Genomic DNA, 17,120 nt, shown 5'->3' on the forward strand with positions numbered 1-17,120 from the left:
CGTTCAGGTTGCGGCCCTTGCGGGAAAATCTGCCGCTGTCCTTGCGGTGATTTGCAAGGCGGCGGCGAAGGGCGTAACTGAGCGTGCCGGTCTTGCCAAGGTGCTGCCCCATGTTCCCGCGAGTCATTGCCTGCTCTGCGCTGCTGTCGGTTCTGCCCATGGCGGCGGTTGCGCATCCGCATGTCTTCATCGATGCGGGTCTGGTGCTGGATTATGACAACGGCGGCGCGTTGACGCAGGTGACGGTGGAATGGGCGTATGACGATTTCTATTCGCTGCTGATCATCGAGGATCTGGCGCTGGACCCTGACGGCGACGGCATCCTGACCCCCGATGAACAGGAGGCCCTGCAGGGGTTTGATGCGGATTGGGAAGAAGGCTTTGACGGACGCCTGTATCTGGGCGTGGAGGAGCGCCCCATTGCGCTGGGGCCCCCCCGCGAATTCGAGGCCCGGTACGAAGAAGGCCGCCTGATCTCGCGTCATGTGCGAACCCTGGCCCAGCCGCTGGATGGCGCGCAGCCGCTGCTGATCCAAGTCTATGATCCCGAATATTATGTGCAGTTCAGCGTGCCCCAGCCTCCTCGGATCAACGGTGCGGATTGTCAGGTCCGGCAGCGCCCTGGCGATCCTTATGCGGCGGCCGACGCTTATGCGAGCGCGGTGGCCGATGCCTTGGCCGAGGAGGACGGCTCCTTGTCCGAGGAAATGCTGATCGTCGACATCGGCCCCACCGGCGCGGACGAGATGCGCATCCAGTGCGAGCCTGCGTCGTGACGAGGGTCCTGGCATTGGTCGGGCTGGCCGTAGGCGTCGTGATGGCGCTCCTCTGGCTGTCAGGCGGGCTGGCGGGCATCGAGGTCTGGGCGACGCAGCAGCAGCGGGATGCCCAGAACCTGATGGCAGGCGCGCTGCGTTCCCTGCGCGCCCGCGAACCGGGGGCCGTGACCGCGCTGCTGGGCGTTTGTTTCGGTTACGGAGTCTTTCATGCCGTGGGACCGGGACATGGCAAGCTGGTCATCGGCAGCTATGGCTTTGCCACGGGGGTTCCGCTGCTGCGGCTGGGGGTGCTTTCCATCGCGGCATCGCTGGCGCAGGCAGGAACCGCCATCATTCTGGTCTGGGCCGGGATCACCTTTCTCGATGCGGGGCGGGAGGCGCTGACGCGGCTGAGCGAGGATCACATGGACCGGCTTGGCACGCTGATGGTCGCGCTGATCGGCCTGTGGCTGATGCTGCGCGGCTTGCGAATGCTGCAAAGACAGGCCCGTCCCGCACATCACCACGACGACCATTGCGGCTGCGGCCATGCCCATGGTCCGACGCCCGAACAGGTGGCGCAAACGCGTGGCCTGCGCGAAGCGCTGCTGCTGGTGGGCAGCATCGCGGCACGGCCCTGCACAGGCGCGCTGTTCCTGCTGATCCTGACCTGGCGGATGGACCTTTTCGGCATGGGCATCCTGGGCACGCTTGCGATGGGGCTGGGCACGGGGGCCGTCACGCTGATCGTGGCGGGCCTGTCGGTCTGGGCGCGCCGGGGCAGCTTTGCCCTGATGCCGTCAACGGGACCTTTCGCGGGCGCCGTCCGCTGGCTGCCCGGCGCGATGCAGCTGGGCGCGGGTGCGCTGATCGCTTTTGTCTCGGCCGCGGTTCTGCTGTGACGGCGGCAAGGGTTTGACACAGGTCAAGGACGGGACGGGCATCAGACCCTAGATCCGGGGGGCGCAACAGGAGTCCCTCATGTCAACCCAGCTGGACAGTCCCAGCCTTTATGCTGCCCGAGAGCCGATCTTTCCCAAGCGGGTCAGCGGGCGGTTCCGCACGCTCAAATGGATCGTGATGGCACTGACGCTGGCGGTCTATTACGTGACGCCCTGGATCCGCTGGGATCGCGGCCCTGCGATGCCCGATCAGGCGGTTCTGGTCGATCTGGCGGGACGGCGGTTCTTTTTCTTCGGGATCGAGATCTGGCCTCACGAATTCTATATCGTCGCGGGCCTTCTGGTGATGGCAGGGCTGGGGTTGTTCCTGTTCACGTCCGCGCTGGGGCGGGTCTGGTGCGGCTATGCCTGCCCGCAGACCGTCTGGACGGATCTCTTCATCCTGGTCGAGCGCTGGATCGAGGGCGACCGTAACGCCCGTCTGCGCCTGCACCGCCAGGCATGGGACGGCCGCAAGGCGCGCCTGCGGGCGGTGAAATGGGCAGCCTGGCTGGGCATCGCCGTCATGACCGGTGGCGCCTGGGTCTTCTACTTCACCGACGCGCCGGCGCTGGCGCATGATCTGCTGACGCTGCAGGCCCATCCCGTGGCCTGGGTCACCATTGCCCTGCTGACGGCCACGACCTTCCTGTTCGGCGGCTTCTTCCGTGAACAGATCTGCATCTATGCCTGTCCTTGGCCCCGTATCCAGTCCGCGATGATGGACGAGGACACGCTGACCGTGGCTTATCGCGATTGGCGGGGCGAGCCGCGCGGCAAGGCCAGCGCCGCGCACAAGGGCGACTGCATCGACTGCATGGCCTGCGTGAACGTCTGCCCCATGGGCATCGACATCCGCGACGGCCAGCAGATGGAATGCATCACCTGCGCGCTGTGCATCGACGCCTGCGACCAGATGATGGACCGGACGGGCCGCCCGCGCGGGCTGATCGACTATCTGGCGCTGCGCGATGAAGAGGCCGAAAGGCAGGGCGCCGCGCCGCGCCCCGTGCGTTCGCACCTGCTGCGGCCGCGCACGCTGCTTTATGCGACCCTATGGTCGGCGATCGGGATGATGCTGGCGGCGGCGCTGGTGATGCGGTCGCAGATCGACCTGAGCGTCACGCCCGTGCGCAACCCGCTTTATGTCACGCTGACCGATGGCTCGATCCGCAATGCCTATGAGCTGCGCCTGCGCAACAAGCAGCAGCAGGACACGACCTATCTGCTGGCGGTCGATCCTGTGGGTGCGCTGGAGCTGGGTATCGAGGGCGAGGACGGCGCGGCCATCCTCGTGCCGGCAGATCAGACCCTGACCCGCCGCGTTTACCTCAGGGCCGAGGCAGGCAGCCCCATGGCCGGCACCGCGTCCACCCCCGTCACACTGACCGCGCGCGATCCTGACAGCAGCGCGGTTGCCCGCATAAAGACCGTCTTTCATGGAAAGGACGCGCAATGACACGCGAACTGAAGGGCCTGCATGTTCTGGCCATCACCGTGGCCGCATTTGGCACGATCATCGGCGTGAACGTCGTGATGGCCTTTGCGGCGATCAACAGCTTTCCGGGCGTGGAAACCCGCAGCTCCTATATCGCGTCCCAGCACTTCCAGGCAGAGCGCGAGGCACAGCAGCGTCTGGGCTGGCAGGCCGACCTGCACCTTGACGGGGGGCGCCTGATCCTGTCGCTGCATGATCATGCGGGGGCCGCCGTGGCGCCGCGCGCGCTGGAGGTGATGCTGCGCCGGCCGACGCATCAGCACGCCGACCACCAGCCGCGGTTGGAGCCTGCGGGACCGGGTGAATGGCGTGCGGTCTCGGATCTGGCGCCCGGCAACTGGAATGCCGACGTGGTGGCCCAAGGCCCCGACGGCGTGGCCTTTCGTCAGCGCTTTGCGCTGCAGGTGAGGGACTGACATGGCCGAACTGTCCGCCGCCCCCGGCTATCAGGCCCGCCTTGGCGCCTGTCCCGCCTGTGATGCCGCGCCCTTGGCGCAGCGCCTGGCCGATCGCGCCCGGCCTGAACCGGCCCGCCTGATCCTGTCGCTGCCCCAGGCGCATTGCGCGATCTGCATCACGGATGTGGAACGCGCCCTGACCAATCATCCCGGCGTGCGGTCGGCGCGCGTCAACCTGACGCTGCGCCGGGTCACCGTGGATGCCCCCGGGCTGACCGCCGACGATCTGATCCCGGTGCTGGAACGCATCGGCTATCAGGCGCATGAACTGGACCCGCAGGCGCTTTCGGTTACCGCCGCGGATCGTGCGGGACGCGACCTGCTGATGCGGATCGGCGTTTCGGGCTTTGCGATGATGAACGTCATGATCCTGTCGGTCGCCGTCTGGTCGGGGGCAGAGGCCGCGACTCGCGACCTGTTCCACTGGATCAGCGGTGCCATCGCGCTGCCGACCGTGGCCTTTGCAGGCCAGCCCTTTTTTGCCAGCGCCTGGAGGTCGCTGAAGGCGCGGCGTTTGGGGATGGACGTGCCGATCTCGCTGGCGCTGATCCTGGCCAGCGCCATCAGCGTCTTCGAGACGGCCCATTCCGGCCACCATGCCTATTTCGATGCGGCGGTGATGCTGTCCTTCTTTCTGCTGATCGGACGCTATCTGGATCACCGCACCCGCGCCATTGCCCGATCCGCCGCCGCCGAACTGACGGCGCTGGAGGTGCCGCGCGCGACCCTGCTGGAGGGGGAAGCCGAAAAGGTCGTTCCGGTGGCGGATCTGCGCCCCGGCGACCTGATCCGCGTGCGTCCCGGCGGGCGCATTCCGGCCGATGGCGAAATCACCGAAGGCGCCTCCGAGATCGATCGCGCACTGTTGACAGGTGAAACGCTGCCGGTGCCTGCGGCTCCGGGGATGACGCTGTCCGCGGGCGAAGTGAACCTGACGGGTCCCTTGGTCCTGCGCGTGACGGCGGCGGGGCAGGACAGTTCGCTGGCGCGCCTGACCGCACTGGTCGAGGCGGCCGAAAATGCACGGGGCCGCTATACCTCGCTGGCGGAACGGGCGGCGCGCGGATACTCGCCTGCCGTGCACCTGCTGGCGCTCAGCAGCTTCCTGGGCTGGTTCTGGGCCTCGGGCGACCTGCGGCTGGCGGTCAACATCGCGGCGGCGGTGCTGATCATCACCTGCCCCTGCGCCTTGGGGCTGGCCGTGCCGGCTGTGGCGACCTCTGCCTCGGGGCGGCTGTTCCGGCGCGGATTGCTGATCAAGGACGGTACCGCGCTGGAGCGGCTGGCCGAGGTGGATACCGTTGTCTTTGACAAGACCGGAACGCTGACGATGGGCCAGCCCTGCCTGGTGAACGCGGCAGCCATTCCGCCCCAGATGAGGCCCGTTGCGCGGGCGCTTGCGCAGGCCTCGTCGCATCCCTTGTCGCGTGCGCTGGCCGAGGCGCTGGACGACGCGCCGGTCACAGTGACCGATCTGGCGGAGGTTCCGGGCAAGGGCGTGGAAGGCGTCTGGCAGGGGGTGCGCATCAGGCTGGGCCGCGCCGACTGGCTGAACGCTGACGCGCCGCTTGATTCCGCGACGCTCTCCAGTTGGCTGGGGATCGAGGGGCAGGTGCCGTTGCGGCTGGACTTCACAGACCGCCTGCGCCCGGGGGCCGAGGAATGCGTGGCCCGGCTGCACGCGGACGGGCGGCGGGTGATTCTCCTGTCCGGCGACCGCGCCGCCCCTGTTGCGGCCTTGGCGCGACAACTGGGGATCGAGGAATGGCATGCGGGCGTCAGCCCTGTCGACAAGGAAGGCCTTGTGGGTGCACTGACCGTGGGGGGAGCCAAGGTTCTGATGGTCGGTGACGGGCTGAACGATACGGCGGCGCTGGCCCGTGCTCATGCCTCGATCTCGCCCGCGACGGCGCTGGACGCGGCGCGGGTTGCCAGCGACATGGTCCTGACGGGCCATGACCTGACGCCGGTGGCCGAGGCGCTGGTGACGGCGCGTTGCGCGACGCGGCGGATCCGGCAGAACTTCGTCATCTCGTTCGGCTACAACGTCGTGGCGGTTCCCATTGCGCTGGCGGGGCTGGCGACGCCGCTGATCGCGGCGCTGGCCATGTCGATCAGCTCGATCACGGTGACGCTGAATGCGCTGCGCCTGAATGGAAAGACCCGCTGATGGATATCCTTGCCATCCTGATCCCCGTATCGCTCGGCCTCGGGGCGGCCGGACTGGCGGCCTTTCTGTGGGCGCTGACGCACCGGCAGTTCGAAGACCCCAAGGGCGACGGAGAGCGCGTCCTGTCGGACCGGTGGGACGACCACCCGCGACAGGACTAGGAAAGGGTGATGCCCAACTGTCGGGCAAAGCCTTGCAGTTCGGGTCCGAGGGCGGCGCGGCTGGCAAAGAGCGTCGCCTGCGACTGCAGGATCGGCACTTCGTCCAGGATGCGCAGGTTGTTGGCCCGCAGCGTCTCGCCGGAGGATGTGATGTCGGCGATGGCTTCGGCCGTCTGGTTCGCGACCGTTCCCTCGGTCGCGCCCTGGCTGTCGACCAACTGGTAATCCGCGACTTCGTGGGCTGCCAGCCAGGCGCGAACCAGCCGGTGATACTTGGTGGCGATCCGCAGGCGGAAACCGTGCTGGGCCCGGAAATCCCGCGCAATGGCCGCAAGATCATCCAGGTTGCAGCAGTCGCGCCAGCAATCGGGCACGGCCAGGATCAGGTCGGCATGGCCAAATCCCATCGGCGCAAGCTCGACCACGTCGGACGACCAGCCGGCCAGCTTTTCGCGCACCAGATCGGTGCCGGTCACGCCCAGTTCGATCCGGCCCGCAGCCAGTTCACGCGGGATTTCCCCCGCCGACAGCAGGACCAGCGAAACGCCCTCGGCCCCTTCGACGCGGCCTGCGTATTCGCGGTCCGACCCGCTGCGCGACAGGCGCACGCCGTGACCGGCGAACCAGTCGAAGGTTTGTTCCATCAGCCGCCCCTTGGACGGAATGCCAAGCCGGATCATGCGGCTGCCTCCAGTTCGGCCACAAGGCCCGGGCGGATGATACCGCCCACCGCGGGTATCTCGCGGCCCTTGCCCAGCACGCGGGTCAGCGCGTCATAGCGCCCGCCCGAGGCGATGGGCGGCCAGTCGCTGTGTCCGGCCAGGAAGCTGAAGGTGAAGCCGTCGTAATATTCCAGCGTCGTGCGCCCGTGGCTGGCGTCGAAGATCACCGTGCCCAGATCGATGCCCCGGTTTTCGATGGCGGTCAGTCGTGCGGCGATGCGCTGGACGGCAGGGGCAATGGCGGGCATGTCACGGGCCAGATCGGCAAGCGCGGGCATTGCGGCGGTCGCGGGTGCCCGAAGCGAAAAGAGACGGTCGAGCCGTTCGGTCCAGACCGGGCCCAGGGGAGGCACGGCGGCGTCGGCCTGCAGCCGCGCGATGCGGCGGACCATCTCGTCATGGCTGCGCACCCCGGCCCAGGGACTGTCGCATTCGGGAAAGGCGCGCGCCACCCCCGGCGCCGAGAAGCGGGCCAGCAGCCGGTCGAAGCGGCGGGGCCGCCAGATGTGATGCCTCAGCGCCTCGGCCCGCCTCTGCGTCAAGGGCAGGCCCGCGACCGCGTCCAGCAGCAGCCCCATGTCGCCAATGACCGCCTGAAGGCGATGGGGCGACAGGGCATCGTGGAACAGGGCGAAGACCTCCGCATCCGCCTGCGGGTCGCGGCTGAACAGTTCGAACCCGCATTGAAGATATTCGTGGTCGCGCAGTTTCTCGGGACGCTGGTCGCCCATGTCCTGCTTGCGGAACACCTCGCCCAGATAGCAGTAGCGCGCAGGCTCGGCGCCCGAGGCCATGTGCGCCTGCACGACCGGAACGGTGAAGTCGGGGCGCAGCATCATCTCGCCCCGGATCGGGTCAAGGGTGACATAAGCGCGGGCCCGGATGTCCTCGCCGTAAAGGTCCAGCAGGCTTTCGGCGGGCAGCAGGATGTCGGGCGCGATTTCCTGGGCCCCCGCTGCGCGAAAATGCGCCAGCAGGCGCTGTCCCACCTCCTGCTTGTCGCGCTTGGGGATCATCCGAGGATCCGCCGCACTTCGGTCACCAGATCCGCGCGCGCGACCTCGGTCTGTGCGGGCTGGGCCTTCCATTCGTCAAGGCTGGCTTCGGCCGCGATGCGGGCGCCCAGAACCAGGTCCTTGACCTGCACGACGCCACGTTCGGCCTCGTCCCCGCCCTGGATGATGGCAACCGGCGACTGGCGCTTGTCCGCGTATTTCAGCTGGTTGCCGAAGTTCTTGGGGTTGCCCAGATAAACCTCGGCCCGGATGCCGGCGGCGCGCAGTTCGGCGGCCATGGCCTGGTAATCGGCCATCCGGTCGCGGTCCATGACGGTCACGACCACCGGACCCTGATCCTCGGCCCCGGCCAGACCCTTGGCGCGCAGGGCGGCCAGCAGGCGGTCGACGCCGATACTGACGCCGGTCGCCGGCACCTTCTGGCCGGTGAAGCGCTCGACCAGCCCGTCATAGCGCCCGCCGCCCGCCACGCTGCCGAACTGGCGCTTGCGGCCCTTTTCGTCGAGGATCTCGAAGGTCAGCTCGGCCTCGAACACCGGGCCGGTGTAATATCCAAGACCCCGCACGACCGACGGGTCGATCACGGCGCGATCCTCGGCCACACCCATGGCGGCCAGCATGCCGGCAATCTGCGTCAGCTCGTCCACGCCCTCGGCACCCATGGCGGAGGCGCCCACCGCCGCCCGCAGGTTCTGCAGCGTGGCCGCGTTGTCGGTGCCCTTGGACGTCAGGAACGCCAGGACGGGCGCCGCCTGCGCGTCCGACAGGCCCACGCCGTCGATCTGGGCACCGCTGTCGTCGCGGCGGCCTGTCGTCAGCAGCGCGAGCACCCCATCGCGGCCCACCTTGTCGAACTTGTCGATGGTGCGCAGCACGTCATCGGCCTGATCCGCCCGGACCTCGGCCGCCTCCAGCACCCCGTTCAACACCTTGCGGTTGTTGATCCGCACCATGTAATCGCCGCGGGCAATGCCCACGCCCTCCAGCGCGTCGGCCAACATGCCGCAGATCTCGGCATCGGCGGCCACCGAGGCCGAGCCGACCGTGTCCGCGTCGCATTGATAGAACTGCCGAAACCGGCCCGGTCCCGGCTTTTCATTGCGCCAGACCGGTCCCATGGCATAGCGGCGATAGGGCGTCGGCAGGTCGTTGCGGAACTGCGCCGCCACCCGCGCCAGCGGTGCCGTCAGGTCATAGCGCAGCGCCAGCCAGTCGCCCGATCCGCCGCCCGGTACCGCCTCTTCCTGCCAGGCAAAGACCCCCGCATTCGGGCGGTCCACGTCCGGCAGGAATTTGCCAAGAGCCTCGACGGTCTCGACCGCGCTGGTTTCCAGCGGATCGAACCCATGGCGGTGATAGATCTCGGCGATGCGGTCCAGCATCGCCTTGCGCTCGGTCACGTCCGCGCCGAAATAGTCGCGGAAGCCCTTGGGCGTCTCGGCCTTGGGCCGAGGTTGTTTCTTTTGATCTTTTGCCATGGTGTGCGTCGCCTTTTGGGGGCCATATCAGGCGCCGCTGTAACGGAAGGCAAGCACATGGACAAGCAGCAGGGCGACCGGCTTCAACAGCTCGAAGAAACGGTGGCACATCTGGCCCGTCTGACCGAGGACCTGTCCGAGGTCATCGCCCGCCAGGACCGCGAGCTGTCGCGCCTGACCCGCCGCATGGACCTGCTGATGCAGGTCGAGGCCGAGCGTCAGGCCGACGCGGCAGGCACCGTTCCCCTGGCCGACCAGCGGCCGCCGCATTACTGAACCCGCCAGACCGCGGCGAAATCGCGGCTTCCCCCGCATCCCCCGATGCGCTAGAGGCGGGACGAAAAAGAGTTTCGGACAACGAAAGGATCTCGCATGGCCAATGTGGTGGTTGTCGGCGCGCAGTGGGGCGACGAGGGCAAGGGCAAGATCGTCGACTGGCTTTCCGAACGCGCCGACGTGATCGCGCGTTTCCAAGGCGGTCACAATGCCGGCCACACGCTGGTCATCGGGGACAAGGTCTTCAAGCTGTCGCTGCTGCCCTCGGGGATCGTGCGCGAGAACAAGCTGGCGGTCATCGGCAACGGCGTCGTGCTGGACCCCTGGGCGCTGTTTTCGGAAATCGACAAGCTGGCCGGGCAGGGCGTCGCCATCTCGACCGAGAACCTGATGATCGCAGAGAACACGCCGCTGATCCTGCCGCTGCACCAGGACCTGGACAAGCTGCGCGAGGAGGCGGCCGGCAAGGCCAAGATCGGCACGACCGGGCGCGGCATCGGTCCGGCCTACGAGGACAAGGTCGGCCGCCGCACCATCCGGGTCGCGGATCTGGGCGACGAGGAAACGTTGGATGCGCGCTTGGACCGCCTGCTGGCCCATCACGACGCGCTGCGGGCGGGCCTGGGCGCCACGCCCATCGACCGCGCCGATCTCAAGGCGCGCCTGATGGAGATCGCGCCCAAGCTGCTACCCTATGCGCAGCCCGTCTGGAAGATCATGGCCGACGCCCGCAAGGCCGGCAAGCGCATCCTGTTCGAGGGCGCGCAAGGGTCGCTCCTGGACATCGACTTCGGCACCTATCCTTACGTGACCTCGTCCACGACGACTTCGGGCGCCGCGGCCTCGGGGACGGGAATGGGTCCGGGCGCGATCGGCTTCGTGCTGGGCATCGTCAAGGCCTATACCACCCGCGTGGGGGAAGGCCCGTTCCCGACCGAGCTTCACGATGGTGACGGCCAGCGTCTGGGCGAGCGGGGACACGAATTTGGCACCGTCACCGGACGCAAGCGCCGCTGCGGCTGGTTCGATGCTGTGCTGGTGCGCCAGACCTGCGCGATCAGCGGGGTGAACGGCATCGCGCTGACCAAGCTGGACGTGCTGGACGGGTTCGAGACGCTGAAGATCTGCACCGGCTACGAGATCGACGGCGTGAAATACGATTATCTGCCCACCGCCGCCGCGCTTCAGGCCAGGGTGACGCCCATTTATGAGGAAATGGACGGCTGGCAGGAATCAACCGCCGGCGCGCGCAGTTGGGCCGACCTGCCTGCTGCCGCGATCAAGTATGTCCGCCGCGTCGAGGAACTGATCCAGTGCCCGGTGGCCCTGCTTTCAACCAGCCCCGAACGTGACGACACAATCCTGGTAACCGATCCCTTCGCGGATTGACGCCAGCCGCGACGCGCCGGGGCCGGCGCGTCGGGCCTTTTTCACCTGATGACGAGGAAACGATGGACCTGAAAACCCGCAAAAGGCTGTCGCTCCTAGTCCTTGTCGTGGTGATGCCGCTCTATGTCGTGGTCGCCGTCACGCTGATGAACTGGCTGGATACGCGGTTCGGCCGTCAGCCGATCCTGATAGAGGTGCTGATCTATGTCGTGCTGGGCATCTTGTGGGCCCTGCCGTTCAAGAAGGTGTTCACCGGCGTTGGCAAGGGGGAATGACCGGGCTGCCGATCCGCGATGACCAGGGCGTTACGGTCATCGGTGGCGGCGCGGTCAGTCCTGCGGATTTGACGACTGCACTGGGGGTTGCGCCCTTGCTGGTCGCGGCCGATGGGGGTGCGGACCGGGCACTGGCCCTCGGCCGCGCACCGGATTGGGTGATCGGGGATCTGGACAGCCTGTCGGGCGCTGCGCGGCGCATGCTGCCACCCGAACGCGTGCTGGAGGTGACCGAGCAGGACAGCACCGATTTCGTCAAATGCCTGACACGGATCAGCGCGCCGCTGATCATGGCGGTGGGATTTGCCGGTCTTCGCCTGGATCACACGCTGGCGGCGCTGACGGCCATGGTGACGCCTCCGGCCGCGCGGGTGGTGATGCTGGCATCGGACGATGTCGTCTTTGCCTGTCCGCCACGGCTGTTGCTGCCGTTGATGCCGGGCACGCGCGTGTCGCTTTATCCGATGGGCCCGGCGCGCGGGATCAGCAGCGGTCTCGAATGGCCGATCGAAGGGATCGCCTTTGCCCCCGGCGGGCGGGTCGGTACCTCGAACCGCGCCACCGGGCTGGTCACCCTGCGCGTCGAGGGGCCGATGCTGGTCATGCTGCCGCGCGACTGCCTGGGCACCGTCCTCACTGCTTTGCGCACTCCCGCACGCTAGTCCGCCGGTTGTCGTCGCGCCCGTCTTGGCCTATCTGAAGGGGGAACCCCCGGAGGCTGCCCGCATGTCGCTGAACCCGATCCGTCCCTGGCGCAATATCGAGCGTCGGAAATCCCGCCAGATCATGGTCGGCAACGTGCCGGTCGGTGGCGATGCGCCGATCAGCGTCCAGACGATGACCAACACGAACGGCCATGACGTGCGCGCCACGCTGGACCAGGTGATCCGTGCCGCGGATGCGGGCGCGGATATCGTCCGCATCTCGGCACCCGACCAGGAGACGACACGAGCGCTGCGCGAAATCTGCCGTGAAAGCCCGGTGCCGATCGTAGCGGACATCCATTTCCACTACAAGCGCGCCATCGAGGCGGCCGAGGCGGGCGCCGCCTGTTTGCGGATCAACCCCGGCAACATCGGCGACGAGAGCCGCGTCCGCGAGGTGATCCGCGCCGCCAAGGACCATGGCTGCTCGATCCGCATCGGGGTGAACGCGGGAAGCCTGGAAAAGCATCTGCTGGAGAAATACGGCGAGCCCTGCCCGGACGCGATGGTGGAATCGGGTCTCGACCATATCAAGATCCTGCAGGACAATGATTTTCATGAATTCAAGATCAGCGTGAAGGCCAGCGACGTCTTCCTGTCGGCTGCCGCTTACCAGCAGCTGGCCGAGGTGACGGATGCGCCGATCCACCTTGGAATCACCGAAGCTGGCGGGTTCGTCGGTGGTACGGTGAAATCGGCGGTGGGTCTGGGCAACCTGCTCTGGGCCGGGATCGGGGATACGATCCGCGTCAGCCTGTCCGCCGATCCGGTCGAAGAGGTCAAGGTCGGCTTCGAGATCCTGAAGTCGCTGGGGCTGCGCACCCGCGGCGTCCAGATCATCAGCTGCCCCAGCTGCGCCCGTCAGGGCTTTGACGTCATCAAGACTGTCGAAGCGCTGGAAAAGCGGCTGGAACACATCAAGACGCCGATGAGCCTGTCGATCATCGGCTGCGTGGTGAACGGACCCGGCGAGGCGCTGATGACGGATCTGGGCTTTACCGGCGGTGGCGCGGGCAGCGGCATGGTCTACATGGCCGGCCGCCAGACGCACAAACTGTCGAACGACCAGATGATCGATCACATCGTCGAACTGGTGGAAAAGCGCGCCGAGGTTCTGGAGGCCGAAGCGGCGGCAGCCGAGGCTGCCGAGTAAGCGCATCCTGCAGTGGCAAGGGGGCTTCCGCGCCCCCGCCGGTCAGGGGCCCGTGTCAGCCGCCCGTGTGGCTCATGTGGCGCGTCATCTGGCCCGCCACCGTCTGCCGGGAATAATCAAAGTCGTGGCCCTTGGGCTTGCGCGCGATGGCGGCGCGGATGGCTTGGCGCAAAGGCTCGTCATCGGCGCTGTCGCGCAGGGGCGCACGCAGGTCGGCGCGGTCTTCCTGACCCAGGCACATGAACAGCTCTCCGGTGCAGGTGACGCGGACCCGGTTGCAGCTTTCGCAGAAATTATGCGTCAGCGGCGTGATGAAGCCGATCTTCTGGCCCGTTTCCGCCAGCCTGACATAGCGGGCAGGACCGCCGGTCCGTTCGGCAAGGTTGATCAGCGTGAACCGCTCGGCCAATTGCGCGCGCAGGTCCATCAGCGGCCAGTACTGGTCCAGCCGGTCCTCGTTGCCCAGGTCGCCCATCGGCATGACCTCGATGAAGGTCAGGTCGTGACCCTCGTCGCCGCACCACTTCACCAGTTCGAACAACTCGCTGTCGTTGACGCCCTTCAGTGCCACGGCATTGATCTTGACGCGCAGCCCGGCATCCCGGGCGGCAGCGATGCCGTCGAGAACCTGCGGCAGGCGGCCCCAGCGGGTGATGGCCGCGAACTTGTCGGGGTCCAGCGTGTCCAGTGAAACATTCACCCGACGCACGCCGCAATCCGCCAGTTCGGACGCATGACGTTTCAGCTGGCTGCCGTTCGTGGTCAGCGTCAGTTCATCCAGTCCCGCGCCCAGGTGGCGCGATGCGCGGCGGAAGAAGCCCATGATCCCGCGGCGGACCAGCGGCTCGCCGCCAGTGATGCGCAGCTTGCGCACGCCCAGCTGGACAAAGGCGCTCGACAGGCGGTCCAGCTCCTCCAATGTCAGCAGCTCGGCCTTGGGCAGGAACTGCATGTGTTCGGACATGCAATACACGCAACGGAAATCGCAGCGGTCGGTGACCGAAACCCGAAGATAGCTGATCGGGCGCGCGAACGGATCGATAAGGGGGGCGGAGCTTTCCATGGTGTCAATCTAGGGGCGCGAGGGCCCGCTCACAAGCGCTGGCTTCACACAAGCGCCAGTGGACCTTTCGCAGGGCTCGGGTCTAAGCTGCGCGGGAACAACCGATGCAGGAGACGCCGATGCGCATGACCCCCCTTGTTCTTGTCACCGGACTGGGACTGGCCTTGGCCGGCTGCGCCCAGATGGGCAGCATGACCAACCGTCCCGCCGCGCCCGCGGCGAACGAAGCGCAGGTCGCGGCCGCAACGGCCATCACGCGCGCGCCCGCGCCCCGACCGACCGCACGCGCGACGCCCGCCCAGCTGGACACGACCACGGCCGAGCAGCGCGCCGCGGCGGCCCAGGCTCCGGCCAGTGCCGAGGCGCGGCTTGGCACCACGGTGGCCTCGCTCGGCAATCCGTCCGAGGGAGGGTTCTGGATCAAGACACCGCTGGTCAGCGAGCGCGCCATGGGGCGCATCGTGAACCCGGCCACCGGCAAGTCTGCCAAGGTCGAGCTGATCCCGCTGAGCGGCGGCGGCAGCGGCAGCCAAGTATCCCTGCCCGCGCTGCAGTTGCTGGGCGTCGCACTGACCGACCTGCCGACGCTGGAGGTCTACAGGTCCTGATCGGGCGCAGGATCGGGCGCGGGATCGGCTGGGGAAGGGGCGGGCATGGCGGCCCGCGCCTCGTGCCAGGCCGCCACGCGTTCTGCGTCGTGCTTGGTCAGGTCGCGCAGCCAGGTTTCGACCGCCTGCCGCACCGCTCCGTGCCTGTCGGAAGACAGCGCCAGGGCCCAGTCGAGAACACGTTCGCGAATCTGGACATCCGCCATCTTGGGGTGGTTCATCTTGGCCCAGGGAAGCGTGGCCATCAGCAACCCGCGCCGCTGCCAAGGGTTGGGGCTGTTCAGCCATTCCGCGATCTGGTCCAGCCGTGCCGGATCCGACGCCAGCCGGCGTGACGCCGCGGCGGCAATCGCGTCGCCGATATCGGTGCCGTCGATCTGCGGGGTCCAGTCCCTGATCAGGGTCCATGCCTCCTCATCGGGTCGCATCCGGGCCTGAACCAGCAGCCGGGCGGCGGCGATGCGCGCTTCGTGGATGTTGCTGTCCCACAGTCCACGGGCCAGCGCCACGCGGCTTTCGGCGTCAAGTGTCTCGCGCCAGCCGGACACGACCTCCTCCAGCCGGGCGGGGGTGATGCCAAGGGTCTCGCGACCGCTCTTGTGTCGGGCCGCAACGCGTTCCGCGTGCTGGGGGTCGCCCAAGGCGCGCAGTTGGTCCAGTTCCTGCATTCGATCCTCCTGTCGGTCCAACCTTCTTTCTAGGCGCGCGGGTTGACAGCCTCAAGAAGATGGTGGCAGGGGGCGTGACACCGGGCTAGAAGACGCGCGAAAACACGAGGTAGCCCCATGTCGCATTCCGCCGATCCCCGCCCCATGACATCGCGCCGCAGCGGCCCGTTGCACGGCGAAGCGCAGATCCCGGGCGACAAGTCGATCAGCCACCGCGCGCTGATCCTGGGCGCCATGGCCGTGGGAGAAACGCGGATTACCGGCCTGCTGGAAGGGCAGGACGTGCTGGACACCGCCAAGGCCATGGAAGCGTTCGGCGCGGAGGTGACGCGCCATGGTCCGGGCGAATGGTCGGTGCACGGGGTCGGCGTGGGCGGCTTTCGTTCGCCCGAGGGCGTGATCGACTGCGGCAATTCGGGCACGGGCGTGCGCCTGATCATGGGCGCCATGGCGACCACGCCCGTCACGGCGACCTTTGCCGGTGATGCCAGCCTGTCGCGGCGTCCGATGGCCCGTGTGACCAACCCGCTGTCGCAGTTCGGCGCCCGCATCACGGCCCGGGACGGCGACCGCCTGCCCATCACCATCGAGGGCGCGACCGACCCCGTGCCGTTGACCTATCGCACCCCCGTGGCCAGTGCCCAGATCAAGTCGGCGATCCTGCTGGCCGGCTTGAACGTTCCGGGCGACACGGTGGTGATCGAGCCCGAGCCCACCCGCGATCATTCCGAGCGCATGCTGGCGGCCTTTGGTGCGCAGATCCGGACCGAAACAACGGATGAGGGCCACAAGGTCACGCTGACGGGCCGCCCCGAACTGCGTCCCCAGCCCGTCGCCGTGCCCCGCGATCCGTCCAGCGCGGCATTCCCGGTGGCGGCGGCGCTGATCGTGCCCGGATCGCATATCCGGGTGCCCGGTGTCAGCCGCAACCCGACACGTGACGGCCTTTATGTCACGCTGCTGGAGATGGGCGCCGACATCACCTTTGACAATCCGCGCGAAGAGGGCGGAGAGCCGGTGGCCGATCTGGTCGTGCGCCACGGCCCGCTGAAGGGCGTCACCGTGCCGGCCGGACGCGCGGCCAGCATGATCGACGAATTCCCGATCCTGTCGGTCATCGCCTCCTTTGCCGAGGGCGCAACGGTCATGAACGGTGTGGCCGAACTGCGCGTGAAGGAAAGCGACCGCATCGACGCCATGGCCCGCGGGCTGGAGGCAAACGGCGTCCGGGTCGAGGAAACGCGCGACAGCATGACCGTCCACGGCATGGCCCGGATTCCCGGCGGCGGCGATGCCGTCACGCATCTGGACCACCGGATCGCGATGTCCTTCCTGGTCCTGGGGCTGGCGTCCGAGAACCCGGTGCGCATCGACGATGCAGGGCCGATCACGACCTCCTTTCCCGATTTCGTGCCGCTGATGACGCGCCTTGGCGCGGATCTGACCTCAAGCTCCTGACATCGACGGGCATGGCGGAGGGGGATCACCCCCTCCTGCCGGTTCAGACGGCCATGGGATAGCCGACGCCCTGCATTGCGGCCCTGACCTCGTCCAGGATCGCCGGATCGTCGATGGTGGCAGGGGTGGGCACCGTTTCGCCGTCCGCGATCCTGGCCATGGTGGCGCGCAGGATCTTGCCCGAGCGCGTCTTGGGCAGGCGGTCCACGACGCAGGCGGTCCGAAAGGCCGCCACCGGCCCGATCCGGTCCCGAACAAGCCGGACGACCTCGGCCACGATCTTGTTGTGGTCCGTCGTTACGCCCTTTTTCAGGCACAGCAGGC

At 67.6% G+C, this 17,120-nt stretch carries 19 protein-coding genes; 13 read left to right on the forward strand and 6 right to left on the reverse strand.

Translation table 11 applies throughout. From position 1 onward, the window contains the following. The first annotated feature begins 110 nt into the window (after window positions 1-110). The 6 genes from ACLHHB_RS08765 (at window position 111) to ccoS (ending at window position 5,986) form a co-directional block, all read left to right on the forward strand. The gene (locus ACLHHB_RS08765; protein ID WP_410217891.1) at window positions 111-776 is read left to right on the forward strand and encodes a DUF1007 family protein; all 666 of its coding nucleotides are present in this window, start codon (window positions 111-113) and stop codon (window positions 774-776) included. Next, complete coding sequence (locus tag ACLHHB_RS08770) at window positions 773-1,660, forward strand: nickel/cobalt transporter (RefSeq protein WP_410217892.1); 888 nt, start codon at window positions 773-775, stop codon at window positions 1,658-1,660. The genes ACLHHB_RS08765 and ACLHHB_RS08770 overlap by 4 nt, the downstream gene beginning before the upstream one ends. Window positions 1,661-1,739: 79 nt before the next feature. After that, window positions 1,740-3,158: a cytochrome c oxidase accessory protein CcoG gene (ccoG, locus tag ACLHHB_RS08775; RefSeq protein WP_410217893.1), complete on the forward strand. Its 1,419-nt coding sequence runs from the start codon at window positions 1,740-1,742 to the stop codon at window positions 3,156-3,158. Then, the gene (locus tag ACLHHB_RS08780; RefSeq protein WP_410217894.1) at window positions 3,155-3,613 is read left to right on the forward strand and encodes a FixH family protein; all 459 of its coding nucleotides are present in this window, start codon (window positions 3,155-3,157) and stop codon (window positions 3,611-3,613) included. Before ccoG ends, ACLHHB_RS08780 begins: the two co-directional genes overlap by 4 nt. A gap of 1 nt (window position 3,614) precedes the next feature. Beyond that, entirely contained in the window at window positions 3,615-5,825 is a 2,211-nt protein-coding gene (locus tag ACLHHB_RS08785) for a cation-translocating P-type ATPase (RefSeq protein WP_410217895.1), read from the forward strand. Then, window positions 5,825-5,986 (forward strand): cbb3-type cytochrome oxidase assembly protein CcoS, encoded by a 162-nt coding sequence (gene ccoS / locus ACLHHB_RS08790; RefSeq protein ID WP_410217896.1) that lies wholly within the window; start codon window positions 5,825-5,827, stop codon window positions 5,984-5,986. The genes ACLHHB_RS08785 and ccoS overlap by 1 nt, the downstream gene beginning before the upstream one ends. Here ccoS and hisG read toward each other — a convergent pair. From hisG to hisS, 3 genes are read right to left on the reverse strand one after another with little or no spacing between them, the layout of a single operon-like run. Further along, window positions 5,983-6,666, reverse strand: coding sequence for an ATP phosphoribosyltransferase (gene hisG / locus ACLHHB_RS08795; protein ID WP_410217897.1), 684 nt, complete (start codon window positions 6,664-6,666; stop codon window positions 5,983-5,985). The two genes, ccoS and hisG, sit on opposite strands and share 4 nt — an antisense overlap. Beyond that, window positions 6,663-7,724, reverse strand: coding sequence for an ATP phosphoribosyltransferase regulatory subunit (locus ACLHHB_RS08800; RefSeq protein ID WP_410217898.1), 1,062 nt, complete (start codon window positions 7,722-7,724; stop codon window positions 6,663-6,665). The genes hisG and ACLHHB_RS08800 overlap by 4 nt, the downstream gene beginning before the upstream one ends. Continuing rightward, window positions 7,721-9,202: a histidine--tRNA ligase gene (gene hisS / locus ACLHHB_RS08805; RefSeq protein ID WP_410217899.1), complete on the reverse strand. Its 1,482-nt coding sequence runs from the start codon at window positions 9,200-9,202 to the stop codon at window positions 7,721-7,723. Before hisS ends, ACLHHB_RS08800 begins: the two co-directional genes overlap by 4 nt. A gap of 57 nt (window positions 9,203-9,259) precedes the next feature. Between hisS and ACLHHB_RS08810 the strand changes: the two genes are divergently transcribed. The 5 genes from ACLHHB_RS08810 to ispG all read left to right on the forward strand — a co-directional run bounded on the left by ACLHHB_RS08810 (window position 9,260) and on the right by ispG (window position 12,999). After that, on the forward strand, window positions 9,260-9,478 hold the full coding sequence (locus ACLHHB_RS08810) for a SlyX family protein (RefSeq protein ID WP_410217900.1): 219 nt from the start codon (window positions 9,260-9,262) through the stop codon (window positions 9,476-9,478). 96 nt (window positions 9,479-9,574) lie between these two features. Continuing rightward, complete coding sequence (locus ACLHHB_RS08815; protein ID WP_410217901.1) at window positions 9,575-10,867, forward strand: adenylosuccinate synthase; 1,293 nt, start codon at window positions 9,575-9,577, stop codon at window positions 10,865-10,867. Between the two features lie 62 nt (window positions 10,868-10,929). Next, on the forward strand, window positions 10,930-11,142 hold the full coding sequence (locus tag ACLHHB_RS08820; RefSeq protein ID WP_410217902.1) for a DUF2842 domain-containing protein: 213 nt from the start codon (window positions 10,930-10,932) through the stop codon (window positions 11,140-11,142). Next, complete coding sequence (locus tag ACLHHB_RS08825) at window positions 11,139-11,804, forward strand: thiamine diphosphokinase (protein ID WP_410217903.1); 666 nt, start codon at window positions 11,139-11,141, stop codon at window positions 11,802-11,804. Before ACLHHB_RS08820 ends, ACLHHB_RS08825 begins: the two co-directional genes overlap by 4 nt. A 64-nt stretch (window positions 11,805-11,868) precedes the next feature. Further along, on the forward strand, window positions 11,869-12,999 hold the full coding sequence (gene ispG, locus ACLHHB_RS08830; protein WP_410217904.1) for a flavodoxin-dependent (E)-4-hydroxy-3-methylbut-2-enyl-diphosphate synthase: 1,131 nt from the start codon (window positions 11,869-11,871) through the stop codon (window positions 12,997-12,999). Between the two features lie 55 nt (window positions 13,000-13,054). Here the strand turns inward: ispG and moaA are convergent, their stop codons facing one another. Further along, window positions 13,055-14,062, reverse strand: coding sequence for a GTP 3',8-cyclase MoaA (moaA, locus tag ACLHHB_RS08835; RefSeq protein WP_410217905.1), 1,008 nt, complete (start codon window positions 14,060-14,062; stop codon window positions 13,055-13,057). Between the two features lie 119 nt (window positions 14,063-14,181). On the opposite strand from moaA, the gene ACLHHB_RS08840 reads away from it, so the two are divergent. After that, a complete protein-coding gene (locus tag ACLHHB_RS08840; RefSeq protein ID WP_410217906.1) occupies window positions 14,182-14,670 on the forward strand; it encodes a hypothetical protein in 489 nt (162 codons plus the stop codon). Here the strand turns inward: ACLHHB_RS08840 and ACLHHB_RS08845 are convergent. Continuing rightward, complete coding sequence (locus ACLHHB_RS08845) at window positions 14,658-15,338, reverse strand: DNA alkylation repair protein (RefSeq protein ID WP_410217907.1); 681 nt, start codon at window positions 15,336-15,338, stop codon at window positions 14,658-14,660. The two genes, ACLHHB_RS08840 and ACLHHB_RS08845, sit on opposite strands and share 13 nt — an antisense overlap. A 117-nt stretch (window positions 15,339-15,455) precedes the next feature. On the opposite strand from ACLHHB_RS08845, the gene aroA reads away from it, so the two are divergent. Continuing rightward, complete coding sequence (gene aroA / locus ACLHHB_RS08850; RefSeq protein ID WP_410217908.1) at window positions 15,456-16,796, forward strand: 3-phosphoshikimate 1-carboxyvinyltransferase; 1,341 nt, start codon at window positions 15,456-15,458, stop codon at window positions 16,794-16,796. A 43-nt stretch (window positions 16,797-16,839) separates the two neighbouring features. Here the strand turns inward: aroA and ACLHHB_RS08855 are convergent. After that, on the reverse strand, window positions 16,840-17,120 hold a 281-nt coding region (locus ACLHHB_RS08855; protein ID WP_410217909.1), incomplete at its 5' end, for an AMP-binding enzyme.

This window comes from Paracoccus sp. (in: a-proteobacteria) (assembly GCF_046462195.1).
Classification (GTDB): Bacteria; Pseudomonadota; Alphaproteobacteria; order Rhodobacterales; family Rhodobacteraceae; genus Paracoccus.